Here is a 19838-nt window from a genome sequence, read left to right on the forward strand (position 1 = left end):
GGTCAATGATGACTAGGGTGTGGGGGACATCCGGACAACGAGCACCCGTACGAACGAGCATCCGGAAGGCGGTCCCGTGGCGGCGGAGCTATCAGACGAGCGGCTGGCCCGGCTCAAGAGCACCTTCGCGTCGATCGACACCGACGGCGACGGCTACATCAGCGAGTCCGAGCTCAGGCGGCACTTCCCCGACCTGCCGCCCGAGGCCCTCGGGGCGATGAGCCAGGAGGCCGACCTCGACCAGGACGGCCGTTACAGCCTGGAGGAGTTCATCAGAGCGGTCTCTTAGCGGTCCGGCACGCCCCCGCCGATCGCCCGGGCAGCGTATGGGATGAACGGCCCGGGATGTGATGATGATGAGTCACGCCCTCCTGCCCGCTCGCACCGGGCAGGAAGGCGCGTCAGGACATTGTTCACCATCATGCGGGAGTTCGTTGTGGTTCAGCCTGTTCTGGTCGCTCCGGACAAGTTCAAGGGGTCGCTGACGGCGGCGGAGGTGGCCTCCCGGGTGTCGGCCGGGCTCGGCGTCCCCACGGTGGAGCTGCCGGTCGCCGACGGGGGCGACGGCACCGTCGACGCCGCCGTGGCCGGCGGCTTCACGCGGGTCACGATCGAGGTGACCGGCCCCACGGGCGAGCGGATCCCCGCCTCGTACGCCTGGCAGGCGGCCGGCACGGCCGTGGTCGAGCTGGCGGAGGCGTCCGGGCTGCGCCGGCTGCCCGGCGGGCGCGAGCCCCTGACCGCCACCAGCTACGGCACGGGCGAACTGGTCGCCGACGCCGTACGCCGCGGCGCCAAGCGGGTGGTCCTGGGGCTGGGCGGCAGCGCGTGCACCGACGGGGGAGCGGGCATGGTGCAGGCCCTCGGCGCGCGCCTGCTCGACGCCGGCGGCGACGAGCTCCCCCGGGGCGGGGCCGCGCTCAAGGAGCTCGCCCGCATCGACATGTCCGGTTTCCTCGACGTGTCGGGCGTGGAGTTCGTGGTGGCGAGCGACGTGGACAACCCGCTCCTCGGCCCCCACGGCGCCGCCGCCGTCTACGGGCCGCAGAAGGGCGCGACCCCCGACGACGTGGAGATCCTGGAGGGCTCCCTGTCCCGGCTGGCGGCGGTGGCGACCGCCACCCATGGGCTGGTGGGCGCCGTCGAGCGCAGGAGCTCGGGACGAGAGAGCGAGGAACGAGCCAACGAGGAGCGAAGCGGGCGCGACCATGAGCACGAGCATGACGACACCCCCCGGGCCATGGGAGTGGCCGGAGCGCCGGGGGCGGGCGCGGCCGGCGGGGTGGGGTTCGCGGCGCTGGCGTTCCTGCACGCGGAGCTGCGGCCCGGCATCGACTACCTGCTCGGCCTGCTCGGGTTCGGCGAGCTGGCGGAGAACGCGCGGCTGGTGATCACGGGCGAGGGGTCCCTGGACGAGCAGTCGCTGCGCGGCAAGGCGCCGGTCGGCGTGGCCCAGGCCGCGGCCAGGGCGGGCGTTCCCGTCGTCGCCGTCTGCGGCCGCCGTACCCTCTCCGACGCCGAGCTGAAGGCGGCGGGCATCGAGGCCGCCTACGCCCTGACCGACCTGGAGCCCGACGAGGACCGCTGCATGACCGAGGCGGGCCCGCTGCTCGAACGCCTCGCCGCCCGGCTCGCCGCCGACCATCTCCAGGGAGGCGCCGGATGACCGGGTTCGACCTCGTCGTGCGATCCCGCAGGACCGTCACCCCCGAGGGCGAGCGGGCGGCCGCGGTGGCCGTGCGCGGGGAGAAGATCGTCGCCCTGTACGACCACGCGGCACCGCTCGACGCCGCCGAGGACATCGACCTGCGCGACCTGGCCCTGCTCCCCGGCCTGGTCGACACGCACGTGCACGTCAACGAGCCGGGACGCGCCCACTGGGAGGGGTTCGCCTCGGCGACCCGGGCGGCCGCCGCCGGCGGCGTCACCACGATCCTGGACATGCCGCTCAACTCGCTCCCGCCCACCGTGAACGTCGGGGCCTTCGAGGCCAAGCTGCGTGCCGCCGCCGGCCAGTGCCGGGTGGACGTCGGGTTCTGGGGCGGGGCCGTGCCGGGCAACGTCAAGGACCTGGCGCCGCTGCGCGAGCGCGGGGTGCACGGCTTCAAGTGCTTCATGTCGCCGTCGGGCGTGGAGGAGTTCCCGCCGCTCGGCCTCTCCGAGGCACGGCAGGCTCTGGAGGAGATCGCCGGGTTCGGCGGGGTGATGGTGGTGCACGCCGAGGATCCGGCGTTGCTCGGCGAGCCGTCCGGCCCGACGTACCGCGAGTTCCTGGACTCGCGGCCGGACAGGGCGGAGCGCAGCGCCGTCGAGCAGGTCGTCCGGCTGGCCGGGGAGACCGGGGCCAGGGTGCACATCCTGCACGTCTCCAGCGCCGCCTGCCTGGACGTCCTGGAGGAGGCCCGGGCCCGCGGAGCGGCCGTCACGGCGGAGACCTGCCCGCACTACCTGACGCTGGCCGCCGAGCAGGTGCCCGAGGGGGGCACCGCGTACAAGTGCTGCCCGCCGATCCGCTCGGGGGCCAACCGCGACCTGCTGTGGGACGGCCTGAGGAGGGGTGTCCTGAGCTGTGTCGTGTCCGACCACTCGCCGTCGCCCGCCGAGCTGAAGGCGCCCGACTTCGCCGCCGCCTGGGGCGGCATCGCCTCGCTCCAGCTCGGGCTGCGCGCGGTGTGGACGGAGGCGTCGCGCAGGGGGTTCGGGCTTGCGGATGTGGTCCGCTGGATGTCCGCCAACCCCGCCGCAATGGCTGAAATATCGGGAAAAGGGAGCATCAAGCCGGGCAATGATGCCGACCTGGTGGCCTTCGACCCGGCCGCCGCCGGCCCGGTCGACGCCGCACTCCTGCACCACAGGCACCCCGTCACCCCCTACCACGGCCGCACCCTCAGGGGAGCCGTCCTGACCACCTGGCTGCGCGGCAGGCCGGTGGACGGCGAGCCCTGCGGACGGCTTCTGCTGGGAGAGCACTAGATGTCACACTCCGACGCGCAGCCCGGCCTGAACCTGCCCGATCTGGCTGGGCGCGCCCTCGGCGGCTCCGTGGTCGCGGCGAGCGACGAGTCGTTCGCCGAGAAGGAGAGCCTGATCAGGCCGGGCCGTCCGGGCTTCCAGGCCGGGACCTTCGGCAACAAGGGGCAGGTCTACGACGGGTGGGAGACCCGGCGCAGGCGCGAGCCCGGCCACGACTGGGCGCTCGTCCGCCTGGGCGTCCCGGGCGTCATCCGCGCCGTGGTGATCGACACCGCCTGGTTCAAGGGCAACTACCCGCCGTACGCCTCGGTAGAGGCCGCCGCCGTCCACGGCCATCCGTCCCCGGACGAGCTGCTGGCCGCCCCATGGACGGAGATCGTGCCGAAGGCCGCGCTGAAGGGCGACGCCGAACACCACTTCCAGGTCGCCGACGAGACCCGCTACACGCACGTCCGCCTGAACATCCACCCCGACGGGGGCGTCGCCCGCCTGCGCGTGCACGGCGAAGCCCGCCCCGACCTGTCCGCCTACGACGGCCTCGGCCTCGACCTGGCCGCCCTGGCGAACGGCGGCCTGGTCACCGCCTGCTCCGACGACTTCTACTCCGCCCCCAACAACGTCATCGCCCCCGGCCTGGCCCGCCACCAGGCGGAGGGCTGGGAGACCGCGCGCCGCCGGGACGAGGGCAACGACTGGCTGGTGATCCGGCTGGCCGGCCGCGGCGTCGTCAAGCTGGCCGAGATCGACACCACGAACCTGCTGTTCAACGCGCCCGGCGCGGTCGCGCTCACCGGGATCGACGGGGAGCGCGAGGTCGAGCTGCTGCCCAGGACCAGGCTCCAGCCCGACACCCCGCACCGCTTCCGGCTCCACCACCCCGGCCCGGTCACCCACGTCAGGGTCGACATCCACCCGGACGGCGGTCTGGCCAGGATCCGCCTCCACGGCCACCTGTCCTGACCGTGCCCGGCGCGTGCAGGCGGGCAGGGGTGCGGGCCGGGCCGGCGGGACCGGCGCTCACTGCCAGAGGTAGACCGTGCTCCCCGACGGGCGTTCGCTGTTGGGCAGCGGGCGCTGGTATTTCACCACGCCGGCGTTGACCAGCCGCTGCACCCGCACCTGGAAGCCCAGGGCCTGTAACTCGGACCTGGCGTCCCTGAGCTCCTTGCCGAGCACCCCTGGCACCACGCGGAGATGCCGGTCGTCGCGGCCCTCGCCGTCGCGGTCGCCGAACCAGTCCCAGAAGTCCGTCTGGCACCGCGCCACCGTGATCATGACCTGGGCGCCCTTGTCGACCTCCGTCTTCGCCTTGGGCTCCTGGGCGATGACCGTGCACGGCTCGGCGTCGTCGTCGACCTCGTTGACCTGCACCTGGAAACCCTGGCCGCTGAGATGGCCGGCGGCCTCGTCCTTCGGCATGCCGCCCACGTCGGGCATGACCAGCCCGGCGCTGACGAAGATGTCGACCTTGGTGCCTTCCTTCACCTTCTCGCCGACCTGCGGCGAGGTGCGGATCACCTTGTCGCGCTCGACCTCCTGGTTGGCCAGGCGTTTGACCGAGTCGACGGTCAGCCCCGCGTCGGCGAGGGCCACGCGGGCGTCGTTGCCGGTCATCCCGGCCACGTTGGGCACGATGACGCGCTTGGGACCGAGCGAGGGCACCAGCGTGATCGTGTCGCCGTTGTCGAGCTCGGTCTTGGCCACCGGGTCGGTGCGCAGGACCAGGCCGGCGGCCACCTTCTCGTCGTGCCTGCCGTCGGCCTTGCGGACCACGAGGCCGAGCGCGGCGGCGTTCTTCTCCGCGATCGCCATGTCCTTCCCGACCAGGTCGGGGACGATGACGGGGTCGGACTGCGAGAAGTACCAGCCGGTCAGCCCCACCGCGACCGCCATCACGGCGGCCAGCGTCACCAGGAACCAGTTGGGCCGGAACGCGCGCCGTTGCGGCACCTCCGCCCGCGGCTGGATCAGCGTGTGCGCGGGAGCGGCCTGCGGGCGCGACCGCGCGGCGGAGCCGGCGCCCTGCTGGTGGGCGCCCTGCTGGTGGACGCGCGGCGGCACGGGGCCGCTCACGGGCTGGCCGGTCATCCGCGGCAACATGCGGTGCGCGTCGACGGCGGCCACCAGCATCGCGGTGGCGTCCGCGGGACGGTCGCCCGGCTCGCGGGCCGTCGCGTGCGCCACCAGCGTGTCGATCAGCGGCGGCACGTCGTGGACGAACGACGACGGCGCCGGCACGGTGTCATGGACGTGCCGGTAGGCCACCGACATCGGCGTCTCGCCGTCATACGGCTGCTGCCCGGTCACCAGCTCGAACAGCATGATGCCGGCCGCGTAGACGTCGCTGCGCACGTCGGCGCCGCCCGTGGTGACCTGCTCGGGCGACATGTAGCCGATCGTGCCGATCATCACGCCGGTGCGGGTCTGGTTGGTCGCCTCGATGGCCCTGGCCAGGCCGAAGTCGACGACCTTGACCCGGCCGTCGTCGGTCATGAGGACGTTCTCCGGCTTCACGTCGCGGTGGACCAGGCCCGCCTGGTGGGCCGCGCCGAGCGCGGCCAGGACCGGGATCATGATCTCGAGCGCCTCGCGGGCCGGCAGCCGGCCGCGGTCGCGCAGGATGTCGCGCAGCGTGCGGCCTGGCACGTATTCCATCGACAGGTAGACCACGTCGGTGTCGGTGCCCTGGTCGAAAACGTGCACTATGTTGGGGTGGGAGAGACTGGCCACCGACTTGGCCTCGCCGATGAACCTCCGGACGAACGCCGGGTCCTCGGCGAGTGAGCGGTGCATGACCTTCAGCGCGACCGTCCGGTCGAGCCGGATGTCCAGCGCGAGGTAGACGGTCGCCATACCGCCCCGGGCGATCCGGCTCTCAATGCGATAGCGCCCATCGAGGAGCCGCCCGACCAGGGGGTCCGCAGTCGTCGTGTCCACCCCGCTGAGTTTACGGGCGTTTTGCCACTGACAGGGCCCGGCCGCCCGAAACCGATGCGGAGACGTTCTCGTTCGTACGCCCTTCGTCCCGGGGAAGCGGACACAGCCTCACCGGCGTCACGCCCTTACCGGTCGGCCGCGCGCCCCGCGTCGCCGGGCTCCGGACCGAGGCAGGAGACCCGGAGGCGGACCATCCCTTCACCCGCGGCAGTCCGGGCGTGTCGTCCGGGCGGCCGCTCCCCCTACGAGGGCCGGCCGGATGCGCCGGTCACCGGGGCCGTGCCCGTACGTTCCCCGCGCGGTGATACCGCGCGGGGGGCGCCCCGGCGACCGTCGACGTCGCCCGCGCGAGCGGTCGCGAGCCCTCGCCGGGAAGAGGGGTCACGGGGTCATCGGGGAGGAGGCTTCGGCGTAGCGGCGGCGGGGGATGCGCCCCGCCTGGCGGGCCAGGCGCCCGGCCGTCACGGCCTCCCGCATGGCCGTGGCCATGAGGTCGGGCCGCTGTGCCCGGGTGACCGCCGTGGCCAGCAGGACGGCGTCGCAGCCCAGCTCCATCGCCAGGGCCGCGTCGCTGGCCGTGCCGATGCCCGCGTCGAGGATGACCGGCACGGACGCGGCCTCCACGATCAGCTCGATGTTGTGCGGGTTGCGGATGCCCAGCCCGGAGCCGATCGGCGCGCCCAGCGGCATGACGGCCGCGCAGCCCGCCTGCTCCAGGCGCCGCGCCAGCGCCGGGTCGTCGCCGATGTACGGCAGCACCACGAACCCGTCGGCCACCAGCCGCTCGGCCGCGTCGAACGTCTCGATGGGGTCGGGCAGCAGCGTGCGCTCGTCGGCGATGACCTCCAGCTTGACCCAGGGCGTGCCGAGCGCCTCCCTGGCCAGCCGCGCCGTCAGCACGGCCTCGCCCGCGGTGAAGCAGCCCGCGGTGTTGGGGAGCACCTTGATGTCCCGCCTGCGCAGCACGTCGAGGACGGAACCGCGGGCCTCCGGGTCGAGCCGCCGCATGGCGACCGTGGTCATCTCGGTGCCGGACGCGACCAGCGCCTGGTCGAGCACCTCGAGCGACGGGGCGCCGCCGGTGCCCATGACGAGCCGGGACGAGAACTTCTCCCCGGCGATGATCAGGTCATCCACCTTGCACCGCCGTCAGAACCTCCACGCGGTCGCTGTCGCTGAGCGCCGTCGTCTCCCAGGCGCTGCGCGTGACCACCTCGTCGTTCACGGCCACGGCCACTCCGGTGGTGGCCGCGGTCAACGTGCTCACGGCCTGCGCCACGGTCGTGCCGTCGATCACCTCGTGCGCGGTCCCATTGATCATCACAATCATGAAATCTCCTGAAACCTTTCCGGCGAGCACAGCGCCGCCAGCTCGCCTTCTTCGCCCAGCAGGATGGCCGTCGTCAACGGGGCCAGCAGCACGCCGCCCCGATGGTGCCCGGTGGCCAGCGTGAGCCCGGGCGTGCCGCTCGGGCCGATGACGGGCAGGTTGTCCGGCGTGCCCGGCCGCAGCCCGGCCACCACGTCGGCCACCTCCAGCTCGGTGACGCCCGGAACCAGCTCCCTGGCGTCACGCAGCAGCTCGTAGAGCCCGCCGGCCGTCACCCTGGTGTCGAACCCCATCTCCTCCTGGGTCGCGCCGACGACCAGCTCGCCGTCGCCCCTGGGGACCAGGTAGACGGACGAGCCGTGCACGGTGCCGCGTACGCACCGGCCGAGCAGGGGCTGGGCGGAGCGCAACCGCATGATCTGCCCCTTGACCGGCCGCACCGGCACCCCGGCGAGCCCGGCGCTCCACGCCCCGGCCGCCAGGATCACCCGCTCGGCCCGCAACTGCCGCGGCACGCCGCCATCGGCCACGGCGGGGGCCGGGACGTCCGGTGGCGCGAGGCGAACCCCTGTGACCCTGCCGCCGTCACGCAGGAGCTCGCTCACGCGCGCCCGCACCAGCGGGACGCGCAGCCGGTCGAGGGCGGCGAGCAGGGCCGCCGTCACGCGGCGCGGATCGACCCAGGCGTCGCCGGGAGCCAGCAGGCCGCCGCGCACGGAGGGGGCCAGCATGGGCTCAAGGCGCCGGCACTCGCGCCCCGTCAGCCGCTCGACCGGCAGCTCCAGCTTCTCCATGAACGCGGCCAGCTCGTCCAGCGCCGCCAGGTCGTCGGCGCCGAACGCGACGTCCAGCGTGCCGTTCGTACGGAAGTCGAGTGCGGCCGGCCCGGAGAGCCCGGCGTCCGCGGCCAGCTCGGCGGCGAAGGACGGCCAGCGGCGCAGCGCCGCCATCCCCAGCCGCAGCAGCGGCGCCTCGGTGTAGGTCACCTCGCTGACCGGAGCCAGCATCCCCGCGGCCGCGTGCGACGCGCCCGAGGCGGGAGCCGGGTCGGCCACGGTGACCGGCCGGCCGGAGCGGGCCAGCCGCCAGGCGGCCGACAGCCCGACGATCCCGCCGCCTACGATCACGTCCACATGCGCTCCCTTCGCCGGCATGACCCGGATCAGGTGTCTTGCGGTCGAAGGCCCGGTCAAGCCTTCCTCTCAGCCCGGTCACGGCCGGACTCCCGCGCGTCTTTCCCTCACCAGCCTACGGCCTCGGTGTCACGCCCGGACACCGCCCCCGTTATGGTCATCAGCGTGAACCACGTCGTCGTCGTCGGAGCAGGACTGGCCGGTCTGCGCACCGTGGAGGCGCTGCGCTCGAAGGGCTTCACCGGGCGCGTCACCATGGTCGGCAGGGAACGCCATCGCCCCTACGACCGCCCGCCCCTGTCCAAGGCCGTGCTGTCGGGAGAGGCCGACGACAGCTACGTCGGCGCCGACCTGGCCGCGCTCGGCGTCGAGTTCTGGCCCGGCGTCAGCGCCAAGTCGCTGCGCGCGGGGGTCGTGGAGACGACCGAGGGCGAGCTGGGCTACGACGGCCTGGTCATCGCGACCGGAGCCGACCCGATCAGGCTTCCCGGCGACGGTCCCCAGCACGTGCTGCGCACCCTCGACGACGCCCACGAGCTCAGGGCCATGCTCGTCCCCGGCGCCCGCGTCGCGATCATCGGCGCCGGCTGGATCGGCGCCGAGGTCGCCACCGCCGCACGCCGGGCCGGGTGCGCGGTGACGGTGATCGAGGCCGGCCCCGCGCCGCTCGCCACCGCCGTCGGCGCCGAGATCGGCGCGCGCACCGAGCCCTGGTATTCCGGCATCGACCTGCGGCTCGGCGCCATGGTCGACTCCGTGGACGAGGGCGGCGTGCGGTTGGTGGGCGGTGCGTTCGTCGACGCCCACGTGGTCGTCACCGGCATCGGCGTGCGTCCCGCCGTCGAGTGGCTCGCCGACGCCGACATCGACCTGCACAACGGCGTCGTCACCGACGAGCATCTGCGCGCTTCGTTGCCCGGCGTCGTCGCCGTCGGCGACTGCGCCGCCTGGTGGTCGCGCCGCTGGCAGACCCGGCTCCGCGTCGAACACTGGGACTCCGCGCTCAACGCGCCCGAGGTCGCCGCCGCGACGCTGCTCGGCGAGGAGGCCGTCTACGATCCCGTGCCCTACTTCTGGTCGGAGCAGTTCGGGCACATGGTGCAGTACGCCGGCCACCACCCCGCCGGCGAACGCCTCCTCTACCGCGGTGACACGGAGGGTAAATGGTCGGCCGTCTGGCTCACCGCCGACGACGCCCTCGCCGCCGTGCTCGCCGTCGACCGGCCGCGAGACCTCGTACAGGGCCGCAGAGTCATCGCCTCGGGCCAACGCCTCGATGCCAAACGCCTGGTAGATCCCGAAGTGTCCCTACGAGATTGTGTTGTTTGAGCAAGCGCGCCATGTGGTAGTTGTGGTTTCGTGACACTTTCTGTTGCACAGATCGACCGGGAGACCGAGCAGCTCGTCGACGAGTGGCTCACTCTCCCTGAAGTGGCCTCACGCCTCGACCTTCCGCTGGGGCGGGCCAAGCAACTCCTCAAGGACCACAAGCTGCTCGGCGTACGCAGGGGCAGCGGCGGGCCTCAGGTGCCCGCGGTGTTCCTCGACGGAAAAGACGTGATGAAGGGCCTGCCCGGCACGCTGACCGTGTTGCAGGACGCCGGCTACGACGACGTCGAGTCGCTGCGCTGGCTCTTCACCCCGGACGAGTCCCTGCCCGGATCGCCCATCGAGGCGATCCGGGCCGGCCGTCACACGGAGGTCAAGCGGCGTGCCCAAGCTCTCGCTTTCTGAGGCCCGCCTCTATCTCTGCACCGACGGCCGCCGCGACCGCGGCGACCTGGCAGAGTTCCTCGACTCCGTGCTGGCCGGCGGCGTGGACATCATCCAGCTGCGGGAGAAGGGTTTGGAGGCCCGCGAAGAACTCGCGCTCCTCGAGGTCTTCCGCGACGCCTGCGACCGGCACGGCAAACTCCTGGCCGTCAACGACCGGGCGGACATCGCCTACGCTGCCCGGCCCGACGTGCTCCACCTGGGGCAGGACGACCTTCCGGCGACGGTCGCGCGAGAGATACTCGGCGACGACATCGTCATCGGACGGTCCACCCACTCCGCCGCCGAGGCGTCCGCCGCGGCCGTGGAGCAGGGCGTCGGCTATTTCTGCTGCGGCCCCATCTGGCCCACCCCGACCAAACCCGGCCGCCCGGCGCCCGGACCGCCGCTGCTCAGGCACGCGGCGGGGCTCGGCACCTCACGGCCGTGGTTCGGGATAGGCGGCATCGACCTCGACAATCTCGACGAGGTCATGTCGTACGGCGCCGAGCGGGTGGTCGTCGTACGCGCGATCACCGACGCGGACGATCCGGGGGCGGCGGCGGCCGAGTTCGCCAAACGCCTGTCTCCCTGAGCCCGACGCCGGGCGGTCCCTGACCGGCCCGCCCGGCCGCCTCAGGTCTTGCGGGACGTGGCGGCGATGGCGAGCTCGGTCAGGGCGGAGCGGGCCTCGGTCGTCACCGGCGACTCGTCGAGGGCGGACAGCGCCTGGCCCAGATAGTCGCCGATCAGGTCCTCGCACTCCCGCAACGCGCCGGTGTCGTCGATGATCCCCCGCAGCGTCGCCACCCCGGCCTCGTCCAGCTCGGGGTCGCCGAGCAGCCGCCGGACGGTCTGCGCGGCCCCGGGGGACGCGGCCGCCAGCGTGCGGGCCACGAGCATCGTCCGCTTGCCCTCGCGCAGGTCGTCGCCCGCGGGCTTGCCCGTCTGCGCGGGGTCGCCGAACACCCCGAGGACGTCGTCCCTGAGCTGGAAGGCGATCCCCACGCGGGTGCCGTAGCCGGTGCACAGCTCGTCCATCCACGGCGCGCGCTCCTGGCCGGCGAGCACCAGCCCGAGCCGCAGCGGCTGCTCCACCGAGTATTTGCCGCTCTTGAACAGTGCCACCCGCAGCGCCGACTCGAACGTGTTCTCCCCGTTGGCCTGCTCCAGCAGGTCGAGGTACTGGCCGCACATCAGCTCGGTGCGCATGTGGTCGTGCACGGGCTGGGCCGCCTCCAGGGACGCGGGCGGCAGGCCGCTGGTGCGCCACATCTCGCCCGACCAGATGAGCAGCAGGTTGCCGAGCAGGATCGCCGCACCCTCGCCGAACTGCTGCGCCGACCCCTGCCAGCGGGACTGCTCGTGCATGGACTCGAAGCGGCGGTGCGCGGCCGGCATCCCCCTGCGCAGGTCGCTCTTGTCCATCACGTCGTCGTGGACGAGCGCGCTGGCCTGCAGCAGCTCCAGCGAGGCGGCGGCGGTGAAGATCGCGGGGACGTCGGCGCCGCCCGTGCCGCGCCAGCCCCAGTAGCAGAACGCCGGGCGCAGCCGCTTGCCCCCGGACAGCAGCGCGTCGGCGGCCGTGCGCAGCGGGGCGAAGGCGGCATCGCCCCCGGCCGGCAACTTCCGTTCGACGAAGTCTCCGAGGGAGCGCTCCACCTGCGGGCGCAGGACGTCCATGCGGGCGGCGTCAATGGTCATGACACTGAGACTAATGGCCGGACGCGGGCGTCAGGATCTCCAGGGCCTCTCGGGCTGCCGGGTCCCGCGGCGCCACTGTAGCCTGGTGACCATGGCGCTTGGTCGACCTTCCTTCTTCCCCGAACGTGTTCCCACGGTCCGCGACATGCTCGCCGACGGTGGGCGGTCGTTCTCCTTCGAGTTCTTCCCGCCGAAGACCGACGAGGGCGAGCGATCGTTGTGGCGGGCGATCAGGGAGCTCGAGTCGCTGCGGCCGACGTTCGTGTCGGTGACCTACGGCGCGGGCGGCTCCACCCGCGACCGCACGGTCGACATCGTGGAGCGCATCGCCCACGACACCACGCTCACGCCCGTGGCGCACTTCACGGCGGTCGACCACTCCGTCCGCGAGCTGCGCCACCTCGTGGGGCGCTTCGCCGACGCCGGGGTGCGCAACATCCTGGCCGTCCGGGGCGATCCCCCCGGCGACCCGACGGCCGAGTGGGTGCCGCACCCCGAGGGCGTGCTCTACGCCGAAGACCTGGTGCGGCTGATCAGGCAGGCGGGCGACTTCTGCGTCGGCGTGGCCGCCTTCCCCTACAAGCACCCGCGCTCGCCGTCCATCGAGTCCGACACCGATTACTTCGTCCGCAAGTGCCGGGCGGGTGCCGACTACGCGATCACGCAGATGTTCTTCGAGGCCGACGACTATCTGCGGCTGCGCGACCGGGTGGCGGCCCAGGGCTGTGACACGCCGATCATCCCGTGCATCATGCCGGTGACGCAGATGAGCACGATCGCGCGCTCGGAACAGCTGTCCGGGGCGCCGTTCCCGCCCCGCCTGGCGGCGCGCTTCGAGGCGGTCAAGGACGATCCGGCAGCGGTGCGGCGGCTGGGCATCGAGCACGGGGCCGAGCTGTGCCAGCGGCTGCTCGACGAGGGCGCGCCGGGGATCCACTTCATCACGTTCAACCGCTCCAGCGCCACGCGCGAGGTGTTCCAGAGACTGTCCGGGGCGCAGCTGTCCGCCTGACGTGGTGCTGGGCTGCGGCTGTCCGCCCGACGTGGCTCTCCGCTCGGCGCGGTCTTGTTGTCGTTACGGCACGGCCGGCGGCACGCCACCCGCCGACCGGGGCCGGCGGCCTCCAGGGAGACGCCCGCTGACCCGCTCGGGGCGGGCCGCCGTCACGGCGCGACGCGGGCCGGGCGCGTGGTTCGAGGCGTGGGCCGGTCAGCGAGCATGAGGAAGGCCCGCCACCCGCCCGCAGGGGGACCGGGCGGGTGACGGGCGGGGGACTGGTAGCCGGTGAGTAAAGGGTCGGTTACTTTCTGTCATGGATGATGCCCTCGGCCATGCCCGGTAAACCCACGGGTCACGTCGTCATCAAGGTTTTTCCCTGTCACCGGGAGACCGCGGGTCGGGGAGGCGGCGCCCGGGGCGGCGGCTTTCCTCCGCGCCGGTCAGGGGAGAGGCAGGGGGCGGCCGGCGATCGCGTACTCCTCGTGGCCGCCGGGGAAGACGAACCGCGTCAGCAGATCGGTGAAGCCCATGCTGGCGTAGAGGCGCCGGGCGGCCGTGGGCTGGTCGTGCGTGGACAGGACGGCCGAGCGTTCCGGCCGGCCGGCGCACAGTGTCCTGATCATGGCCCGGCCGATGCCCTTGCCCTGGTAGTCGGGGTGGACGTGGATCTCGGCCAGCTCGAACGCGAATCCCAGCCAGGCGTTGGCGGCCTCCGGGCCCATCTCGTCGCGCAGGGCCCGGAGAACCACGTCATGCCACCATTGCCCCGGCGCGCCCCGGAAGCCGTACGCGAAACCCACGATTTGGGGTTCCGAAGGGGGTAGCTGTGGGGATGAATCACGCAATTCAGCGAAATAACACTGAAAATGGGGATATGTCCCATGATTTCGCATGATGGTCTTGCGGCCGGCGATCTGGTCCGCGGGCGGGTTCATCGCGGCCGTGTAGATGCCGATCACCGTCTCCAGCCGTTCGGTGAACCCGGCGGGACCCACCCCGCGAAACTCGATCACCTGTCGCACACTACTCGACGTCCACAGGGGTGCCCCCGGTGATCCGCACCAACTCGTCGAACGTGGTCGGGAACACGGTCAGCGGATGCCCGCCGGCCGCCCAGACCACCTCGTGCTTGCTCAGCCAGGTGTCCACCAGCGTCGGCACGGGCGCCGGATGCCCGACCGGGGCGACCCCGCCGATCGGCTGGCCGGTGGCGGCCCTGACGAACTCCGGCGACGCCCGGCGTACCCGCTGGACACCCGCCGTGCGGGCGATCAGCTCAACGTCGACCCGGTGCGCGCCGCTCGTCAGCACGAGCAGGGGCCCGCCGTCCGCGTCGAAGATCAGGCTGTTGGCGATGGCCCCGACCTCGCACCCGATCTGCGCCGCGGCGGTCGCGGCGGTGGGGGCCTTCTCCGGCAGAACGACGATCTCGCCGGTCACCCTGAGCCGGCGAAGCGCTGATTCCACAATGACGGCATTGGCCGGCAACTTCTCAGACATGGACACACTCTAAACAGGATGACTGCTTGATTACCGAATGATGGTGAGTGGTGTAAGGTCCACTGATCCAGTTACCGGGGTGAGAGGTGGTACAGGTGAGGGCTCGACGGCTACCCGGGGTAGCTGCTCTCCTGACGGCCGGCGCCGTCATCGTCTCGGGATGCGGCACGCCGGCGCCGCACCGTACGCACGCGTCGTCACCTGTGCTGGCGCCGGCGACGACCACCACGACACCCGCGACGGCGGGCGGTCCGGCCGCCGCCGTTCCCGCCGCGACGGTCACCGCGCCGGGCAGGACGCTCAAGCTCGGCGCCAAGGGCGAGGCCGTCACCTGGATGCAGGAGCGCCTGACCGAGCTGGGCTACCGTCCGGGCAAGGTGGACGGGAAATACGGCGGCACGACGCTGGCGGCCGTGTGGGCGTTCCAGAAGGTCAACGGCATCAAGCCGACCAGCACCGTCGCCAGGCGCACCTGGGAGGCGCTGGAGACGCCGAGGGCCCCGAGAGTCCTGGCCAGGAACGGCAGGCCGACCCGCGCCGAGGTCGACCTGACCAAGCAGATCATGGTCATGTACGTCAAGGGCGAGGCCAAGCTCATCACCCACGTGTCGTCGGGCAGCGGCATCGCCTACTGCGAGACGGCCGTGTGGCAGGGCAAGCAGCAGCGTTTCTGCGGCTCGGCCACGACGCCGACCGGCAACTACCGGACGACCTGGCGCGCGAGCGGGTGGCACAAGTCCTATCTGGGCGAGCTGTACAACCCGATCTTCTTCAACGGCGGCATCGCCTTCCACGGGGCGCTGTCCGTGCCGCTCCACCCTGCCTCGCACGGTTGCGTACGCATGCCGATGAACGTGGCCGAGGAACTTCCCGACATGCTCGGCAAGGGCGTGCCGGTGCACGTGCGGGGCACGTTCAGGCGCGCGTGATCCCTCCGCCGCGGCGCTCGCGTGCGCGGCGGCTCAGCGGGCGGGCTCCACGCCTGCCCGCGCCGCGCGCCGGCCGGTCGAGGCCGCCATCGTCATCCCCACCGCCTGCGCCAGCCCGCCCGCGAGCACGATGAGTGGCGTGGCCACCTGCCAGCCCGGCACCCCCGCGGCGAAGTCGGGGGACTCGTACAGGCCTGGCAGGACGTGTACGGGGTTGAGCAGCGCGACGAAGAACGCGAGCGCGTACGGGACGATGAGGACGCCCGAGAGCACCATGAGCGGCGTGCGGCCCCGGCCACGCCGCCGCAGCAGCGCCCCGAGGACGACGTAGGCCACCGCCATGATCCCCGCGAACAGTGCGGTCCACCAGGTCAGCTGCCAGGTGTCGGCGCCCAGCGCCGTCATCTCGCCGGCGCCGGGCCGGCCGCCCTCCCACCCCGGGCCGGCGATCTCCGCCCGCACGCCCGCCCGGATGGCCGCGTAATTGGCGGCCGCGTACGCCGCCGCCAGGACCGGCCCCAGAGCCAGCAGGACCAGATCGTTGGGCCGCCGCCGGCTTTCCGCCATGCGCTCTCCTCTCCCGACTCAGGGCACAGCCTCTCAGAAGCCGTGGGCGAGGTGCTAGCCGAGCGAGCGCATCCCGGCGAGCGCGACGTCGGCCGCCCGGCGAGCGGTGTCCAAGATCTCCTCCAGTGACCTGTTGTGCTCCAGGTTGGCGATCACCGCGAGCTTGACCGACCCGAACAGCGCGCCCACCGCCGCCGAGGCCTCGATCAGGCTCAGCTCGTCGGCGTACGTCTCGTGCAGCGTCCGCGCCAGCGCGAGCTGGGTCTCGAACAGCACGGTCAGCGCCCGCGCCTGCAGCGTCGGCTCGGTCAGGATGAGCCGCAGCCGCAGCTCGGCGTCCTCGAAGGTGAGATCCTCCTGCGCGCTCGACCACGCGAGACTGTTGTCGATGAGGCTGTTCAGCAGGTCGGCCGGCGCCATCCCCGGCTCCGCGCGGGCCAGCATGGACTTCGCCAGCTCCATGCGCTCGTTGGTGTCGTAGAAGACCACGTCGTCCTTGCTCGCGAAGTAGCTGAAGAACGTGCGCGTCGACACGTCGGCCCCAGCGGCGATCTCCGCCAGCGTGGTCTCCTCGAACCCCTTCTCGTCGAACAGCTGGAGCGCCGACTCGATCAGCGCCCGGCGCGTGCGCTGCTTCTTGCGCTCCCGCAATCCCACCATGCCGGAACTATACTGCACGCTCTTATTGTTTTCACTGGTTGAAAATTTGCAACGATTGATGTTTTCTAGGGAGGTCGCTCGGAAAGGAGCAGAGACATGTCCGACTTCACCCTGCCCATGACCAGGCAGCGTCCGTTCGACCCGCCGGACGAGGTCGCGGAGCTGCGGCAACAGGCATCGATGCACCGCATGACGTACGCCGACGGCCACGTCGGCTGGCTGGTGACCGGCTACGCGGAGGCCCGTGCGGTGCTGGCCCACCCCGGCTTCAGCAACCGGCCGGAGAAGATGCACGCCCCGATCCCGTCCAGAGTCGACCTGGTGGGCGAGCGCAGGGATCGCGGGGTGCCGCGGGGGTTCTTCCTGCGCACGGACGCGCCCGAGCACACGCGCTACCGCAAGCTCCTGACCGGGCAGTTCACCGTGCGCAGGATGAAGGCTCTCGAGCCGCGGATCACCGAGATCACCAACGCCTGCCTGGACGACATGGCGGCCGCCGACGGCGCCGCGGACCTCGTCCAGGCGTTCGCGCTGCCGATCCCGTCGCTGGTGATCTGCGAGCTGCTCGGGGTGCCGTACGAGGACCGTGCGCAGTTCCAGGAGGACTCCAAGATCCTGGTCAACCTGGAGACCAAGGCCGACGACGTGCTGGCGGCGCTCGGGCGGGTCTCGGCCTACCTGTACGGGCTGATCCAGCGCAAGCGCAAGGAGCCGGCCGACGACCTGCTGAGCGGGCTCATCGAGGGCGGGGAGCTCGACGACGAGGAGCTCACCGGGGTGGCGTTCCTGCTGCTGGTGGCCGGGCACGAGACGACCGCCAACATGCTGGGCCTCGGGACGTACGCGCTGCTCACCAACCCCGACCAGCTCGCCGCCATGCGCGACGACCCGTCGGTGGTGGACAACGGCGTCGAGGAACTGCTGCGCTACCTCACCATCATCCACCTCGGCCCGTTCAGGCTCGCGACGGAGGACGTCGAGATCTCGGGCAACCTCATCAAGGAGGGGGAGATGGTCGGCGTCCACCTGCCTGTCGTCAACCGGGACCCCTCCCGCTTCCCCGGCGGCGAGCACCTCGACGTCACCCGCCCCGCCGGCGGTCACATGACCTTCGGCCACGGCATCCACCAGTGCCTCGGCCAGCAGCTCGCCCGGGCCGAGATGCGCATCGCCTACCCTGCGCTGCTGCGGCGCCTCCCTGGCCTACGCTTGGCGGTAACGCCCGAGGAGGTGCCGATGCGCTCGGACATGACCATCTATGGAGTGCACCGCCTCCCTGTCACTTGGTAGGTCATCATGGAGATCAAGGCAGACACCACGGTGTGCATCGGTGCCGGCATGTGCGCGCTGACGGCGCCGGAGGTGTTCGACCAGAGCGAGGACGAAGGCACGGTGGTGTTGTTGCGCCAGACGCCGCCGGACGGGCAGGAGGAGGCCGTGCGGCGCGCCGTGACCCTCTGTCCCTCGGGGGCGATCTCCGCCTCCTGAGCGCCTCCTGGCCGTCCTGGGCGCCGCTTCGGCGCCCTCCGGACCCGAGCCGCCGCCGCGTGCCCATCCGCGGTGGCGGCTGCTTTCGTCGTACGGGTCGCCCGCGTGGCCAGCCGGCCGTTTCGTTCATGGTCATCGAACCTGTGTTCGTGGATGTGGTTGACACCGAACCTCATCGAAATTATGTTCGAAGTAGTGGCGGTGAGGCTCGCGGCTCGGCGTCACCTGGGCCTGGTCGCGGGCGGCTCGCTTCCCCAAGCGATCCCCGCGGCCAGGTTCCACGGGCGAAGGGCGCGTCCTCGTCGTCGGCGGAGACGAGCGGGCGTGTCCTGGCCGGACGGGGAGAGGGGAAGCTCCTCGTCCGGCCGGCCCGGCGGAAATGTCGGTGGCGTCTGCGAGTGTTGACTCCACCGGCGCAACGCCGGCCGCCCGCCCACGACTCCAGAGGAGGCGCGCAAGATGGCACCACGGCCTAGAGAAACGCCCGGGCCCCGGCTGTCGGCTGCGGTTCGGGCACACCTGATCGATTCACGTTCCTGCCTGGCGGAGGCGACCGGCGCTCGCACCCCGGCATCCCGATATGTGGCCGCCCACCTCGCCGCCCTCAGGGCGGCGGCGGCGATCCTGGCCGCCCGCCCGCGGCCCATGGAGGGCCGCAGGCGCCGCCTGCGCAGCGCGTGGGAGTTGCTGCCCGAGGCGGAGCCGCACCTGTCCGAGTGGGCTGCCTACTTCGCGGCGAGTGCCGCCAAGCGGGCCGCCGCCGAGGCGGGCATGGTCCGCGGGATCGGCGCGGCCGACGCCGACGAGATCCTGGCCGAGGCGGAGACCTTCGTCTGCGCCATCGAAGACCTGCTCGGCGTTCCCAGCCAGCCCCAGCTTCCCGCGGACGTCCCCCTGGCGGGCTGACGCTCCCTCACGCGCGAGCCCTTCCTGGCGGGCTTCCCGGGGGTTCGGTCACGTGCCCCTCCGGCCGGTCCCGACCGGCCCTGGCTTCCGAGGACCTCGGTCACGTGCCCTTCCGAGAGGGTTCGACCGGATGCCGTGCGGGCCGCTCCACATGGTGACCGGTGGCGAAGGCGAGGCCCGTGGAAAGGACGAAGGGCTCGCCGGCGCACGGCGAGCCCCACATGCCTCAGGCGGGTGACCTCGAAACGAGCAATCCCTGAGGCGCCGACCTCAGAACGACTCGACGGCCCGGCGAGCCTCGGCGTCGAGGACGCCCCAGCTGATGAGCTCCTCGGTCAGCTCGCTGGGCGACTTGTCGTAGATCACGGCCAGGGAGCGCAGATCCTCCTGGCGGATCGACAGTACCTTGCCGTTGTAGTCGCCACGCTGGCTCTGGATCGTCGCGGCGTAACGGGCCAGCGCGCCCGCCTTCTCCTTCGGCAGGGTCGCCAGGCGCTCCAGGTCGATCACAAGCTTGGGTGTCGGCCCGAGCGGGCTGGGGGCGGCGCCGCCCGGCAGCAGCTCGGAGACGGGCACCCCGTAGAAGTCGGCAAGTTCGGCAAGTTTCTGCACGGTCACGGCCCGGTCGCCGCGCTCATATGAGCCCACGACTACGGCTTTCCACCTGCCACGCGACTTCTCTTCGACTCCATGCAGGGACAGGCCCTGCTGGGTGCGGATGGCGCGGAGTCGTGCACCCAGCGACTTTGCGTACTCAGACGGCATCGTGTGGCCCCCCGGCTCTCGTATGTATCGCTCTTAGTAGATTGTGCTCCCTTGCGGCGTATGCCCCGGCCACCGGGGGGTCTGGTGCCATGCTCGGCACCATCGGTAGCCACGGCCTGGGTTTACCCCGGTAACGCCGCGCAGTGCGGTTACGCACAGTGACGGTAAAGGGGTGGACGCCCCAGGTCAAGCTG

General features: G+C 72.0%; 22 protein-coding genes and 1 riboswitch. Of the genes, 12 read left to right on the forward strand and 10 right to left on the reverse strand.

Features of this window, described 5'->3' with window-relative positions; genetic code table 11:
• Positions 1–19 precede the first annotated feature (19 nt).
• The 4 genes from ABGB14_RS06850 (at position 20) to alc (ending at position 3933) form a co-directional block, all read left to right on the forward strand.
• Positions 20–289, forward strand: coding sequence for an EF-hand domain-containing protein (locus ABGB14_RS06850; protein WP_347642678.1), 270 nt, complete (start codon positions 20–22; stop codon positions 287–289).
• A 132-nt stretch (positions 290–421) separates the two neighbouring features.
• Positions 422–1666, forward strand: coding sequence for a glycerate kinase (locus ABGB14_RS06855; protein WP_347642679.1), 1245 nt, complete (start codon positions 422–424; stop codon positions 1664–1666).
• Positions 1663–2973 carry an allantoinase AllB gene (gene allB, locus ABGB14_RS06860; protein ID WP_347642680.1) on the forward strand — a complete coding sequence of 437 codons (1311 nt, stop codon included), beginning with the start codon at positions 1663–1665 and terminating at the stop codon, positions 2971–2973. The genes ABGB14_RS06855 and allB overlap by 4 nt, the downstream gene beginning before the upstream one ends.
• A complete protein-coding gene (gene alc, locus ABGB14_RS06865) occupies positions 2974–3933 on the forward strand; it encodes an allantoicase (RefSeq protein ID WP_347642681.1) in 960 nt (319 codons plus the stop codon). It abuts the gene before it with no gap.
• A 57-nt stretch (positions 3934–3990) separates the two neighbouring features.
• Here alc and pknB read toward each other — a convergent pair whose 3' ends face one another.
• From pknB to thiO, 4 genes are all read right to left on the reverse strand, one after another.
• A complete protein-coding gene (gene pknB, locus ABGB14_RS06870; protein WP_347642682.1) occupies positions 3991–5910 on the reverse strand; it encodes a Stk1 family PASTA domain-containing Ser/Thr kinase in 1920 nt (639 codons plus the stop codon).
• 381 nt (positions 5911–6291) lie between these two features.
• Positions 6292–7047 carry a thiazole synthase gene (locus ABGB14_RS06875; protein WP_347642683.1) on the reverse strand — a complete coding sequence of 252 codons (756 nt, stop codon included), beginning with the start codon at positions 7045–7047 and terminating at the stop codon, positions 6292–6294.
• Positions 7040–7240 (reverse strand): sulfur carrier protein ThiS, encoded by a 201-nt coding sequence (thiS, locus tag ABGB14_RS06880; protein ID WP_132510617.1) that lies wholly within the window; start codon positions 7238–7240, stop codon positions 7040–7042. The genes ABGB14_RS06875 and thiS overlap by 8 nt, the downstream gene beginning before the upstream one ends.
• A complete protein-coding gene (gene thiO / locus ABGB14_RS06885; RefSeq protein ID WP_347642684.1) occupies positions 7237–8373 on the reverse strand; it encodes a glycine oxidase ThiO in 1137 nt (378 codons plus the stop codon). The genes thiS and thiO overlap by 4 nt, the downstream gene beginning before the upstream one ends.
• Positions 8363–8479: riboswitch (TPP riboswitch) on the reverse strand. Its footprint overlaps the gene before it by 11 nt.
• Before the next feature lie 59 nt (positions 8480–8538).
• On the opposite strand from thiO, the gene ABGB14_RS06890 reads away from it, so the two are divergent.
• The 3 genes from ABGB14_RS06890 to thiE are packed head-to-tail and all read left to right on the forward strand — an operon-like array spanning position 8539 to position 10720.
• A complete protein-coding gene (locus tag ABGB14_RS06890; protein ID WP_347642685.1) occupies positions 8539–9702 on the forward strand; it encodes an FAD-dependent oxidoreductase in 1164 nt (387 codons plus the stop codon).
• A gap of 30 nt (positions 9703–9732) precedes the next feature.
• Positions 9733–10107, forward strand: a complete 375-nt coding sequence (locus ABGB14_RS06895; protein ID WP_132510611.1) for an Rv2175c family DNA-binding protein — start codon at positions 9733–9735, stop codon at positions 10105–10107.
• Positions 10085–10720 (forward strand): thiamine phosphate synthase, encoded by a 636-nt coding sequence (gene thiE, locus ABGB14_RS06900; protein ID WP_347642686.1) that lies wholly within the window; start codon positions 10085–10087, stop codon positions 10718–10720. Before ABGB14_RS06895 ends, thiE begins: the two co-directional genes overlap by 23 nt.
• A gap of 41 nt (positions 10721–10761) precedes the next feature.
• On the opposite strand, the gene ABGB14_RS06905 is transcribed toward thiE, so the two are convergent.
• The gene (locus tag ABGB14_RS06905) at positions 10762–11829 is read right to left on the reverse strand and encodes a polyprenyl synthetase family protein (protein WP_347642687.1); all 1068 of its coding nucleotides are present in this window, start codon (positions 11827–11829) and stop codon (positions 10762–10764) included.
• Positions 11830–11920: 91 nt separating this feature from the next.
• On the opposite strand from ABGB14_RS06905, the gene metF reads away from it, so the two are divergent.
• Entirely contained in the window at positions 11921–12841 is a 921-nt protein-coding gene (metF, locus tag ABGB14_RS06910; protein ID WP_347642688.1) for a methylenetetrahydrofolate reductase [NAD(P)H], read from the forward strand.
• A gap of 428 nt (positions 12842–13269) precedes the next feature.
• Here the strand turns inward: metF and ABGB14_RS06915 are convergent, their stop codons facing one another.
• Positions 13270–13578, reverse strand: coding sequence for a GNAT family N-acetyltransferase (locus tag ABGB14_RS06915; RefSeq protein ID WP_347642689.1), 309 nt, complete (start codon positions 13576–13578; stop codon positions 13270–13272).
• Between the two features lie 274 nt (positions 13579–13852).
• Positions 13853–14329, reverse strand: a complete 477-nt coding sequence (locus tag ABGB14_RS06920) for a YbaK/EbsC family protein (protein WP_347642690.1) — start codon at positions 14327–14329, stop codon at positions 13853–13855.
• A 95-nt stretch (positions 14330–14424) separates the two neighbouring features.
• Between ABGB14_RS06920 and ABGB14_RS06925 the strand changes: the two genes are divergently transcribed.
• Complete coding sequence (locus tag ABGB14_RS06925) at positions 14425–15258, forward strand: L,D-transpeptidase family protein (protein WP_347642691.1); 834 nt, start codon at positions 14425–14427, stop codon at positions 15256–15258.
• Positions 15259–15291: 33 nt separating this feature from the next.
• On the opposite strand, the gene ABGB14_RS06930 is transcribed toward ABGB14_RS06925, so the two are convergent.
• Positions 15292–15825 carry a hypothetical protein gene (locus tag ABGB14_RS06930; protein ID WP_347642692.1) on the reverse strand — a complete coding sequence of 178 codons (534 nt, stop codon included), beginning with the start codon at positions 15823–15825 and terminating at the stop codon, positions 15292–15294.
• A 54-nt stretch (positions 15826–15879) separates the two neighbouring features.
• Positions 15880–16485, reverse strand: a complete 606-nt coding sequence (locus ABGB14_RS06935) for a TetR/AcrR family transcriptional regulator (protein WP_347642693.1) — start codon at positions 16483–16485, stop codon at positions 15880–15882.
• A gap of 96 nt (positions 16486–16581) precedes the next feature.
• Here ABGB14_RS06935 and ABGB14_RS06940 point away from each other — a divergent pair, with 96 nt between their 5' ends.
• The 3 genes from ABGB14_RS06940 to ABGB14_RS06950 all read left to right on the forward strand — a co-directional run bounded on the left by ABGB14_RS06940 (position 16582) and on the right by ABGB14_RS06950 (position 18879).
• Positions 16582–17775, forward strand: a complete 1194-nt coding sequence (locus ABGB14_RS06940; protein WP_347642694.1) for a cytochrome P450 — start codon at positions 16582–16584, stop codon at positions 17773–17775.
• 6 nt (positions 17776–17781) lie between these two features.
• Positions 17782–17973, forward strand: a complete 192-nt coding sequence (locus tag ABGB14_RS06945) for a ferredoxin (protein WP_347642695.1) — start codon at positions 17782–17784, stop codon at positions 17971–17973.
• 459 nt (positions 17974–18432) lie between these two features.
• A complete protein-coding gene (locus ABGB14_RS06950) occupies positions 18433–18879 on the forward strand; it encodes an SAV_6107 family HEPN domain-containing protein (RefSeq protein ID WP_347642696.1) in 447 nt (148 codons plus the stop codon).
• 270 nt (positions 18880–19149) lie between these two features.
• Here the strand turns inward: ABGB14_RS06950 and ABGB14_RS06955 are convergent, their stop codons facing one another.
• Complete coding sequence (locus ABGB14_RS06955) at positions 19150–19644, reverse strand: transcriptional regulator (protein WP_026214021.1); 495 nt, start codon at positions 19642–19644, stop codon at positions 19150–19152.
• Between the last annotated feature and the right edge of the window lie 194 nt (positions 19645–19838).

This window comes from Nonomuraea sp. B10E15 (genome assembly GCF_039871615.1).
GTDB lineage: Bacteria > Actinomycetota > Actinomycetes > Streptosporangiales > Streptosporangiaceae > Nonomuraea.

Excerpts from the sequence above, each read along its gene's own strand:
- ABGB14_RS06855 (WP_347642679.1), top strand. The coding sequence starts at position 422 with ATGCGGGAGTTCGTTGTGGTTCAGCCTGTTCTGGTCGCTCCGGACAAG.
- ABGB14_RS06950 (WP_347642696.1), top strand. The coding sequence starts at position 18,433 with ATGGCACCACGGCCTAGAGAAACGCCCGGGCCCCGGCTGTCGGCTGCG.
- alc (WP_347642681.1), top strand. The coding sequence starts at position 2,974 with ATGTCACACTCCGACGCGCAGCCCGGCCTGAACCTGCCCGATCTGGCT.
- allB (WP_347642680.1), top strand. The coding sequence starts at position 1,663 with ATGACCGGGTTCGACCTCGTCGTGCGATCCCGCAGGACCGTCACCCCC.
- thiS (WP_132510617.1), bottom strand. The coding sequence starts at position 7,240 with ATGATTGTGATGATCAATGGGACCGCGCACGAGGTGATCGACGGCACG.
- ABGB14_RS06945 (WP_347642695.1), top strand. The coding sequence starts at position 17,782 with ATGGAGATCAAGGCAGACACCACGGTGTGCATCGGTGCCGGCATGTGC.
- ABGB14_RS06905 (WP_347642687.1), bottom strand. The coding sequence starts at position 11,829 with ATGACCATTGACGCCGCCCGCATGGACGTCCTGCGCCCGCAGGTGGAG.
- ABGB14_RS06955 (WP_026214021.1), bottom strand. The coding sequence starts at position 19,644 with ATGCCGTCTGAGTACGCAAAGTCGCTGGGTGCACGACTCCGCGCCATC.
- ABGB14_RS06930 (WP_347642692.1), bottom strand. The coding sequence starts at position 15,825 with ATGGCGGAAAGCCGGCGGCGGCCCAACGATCTGGTCCTGCTGGCTCTG.
- ABGB14_RS06940 (WP_347642694.1), top strand. The coding sequence starts at position 16,582 with ATGTCCGACTTCACCCTGCCCATGACCAGGCAGCGTCCGTTCGACCCG.
- metF (WP_347642688.1), top strand. The coding sequence starts at position 11,921 with ATGGCGCTTGGTCGACCTTCCTTCTTCCCCGAACGTGTTCCCACGGTC.
- ABGB14_RS06935 (WP_347642693.1), bottom strand. The coding sequence starts at position 16,485 with ATGGTGGGATTGCGGGAGCGCAAGAAGCAGCGCACGCGCCGGGCGCTG.
- ABGB14_RS06920 (WP_347642690.1), bottom strand. The coding sequence starts at position 14,329 with ATGTCTGAGAAGTTGCCGGCCAATGCCGTCATTGTGGAATCAGCGCTT.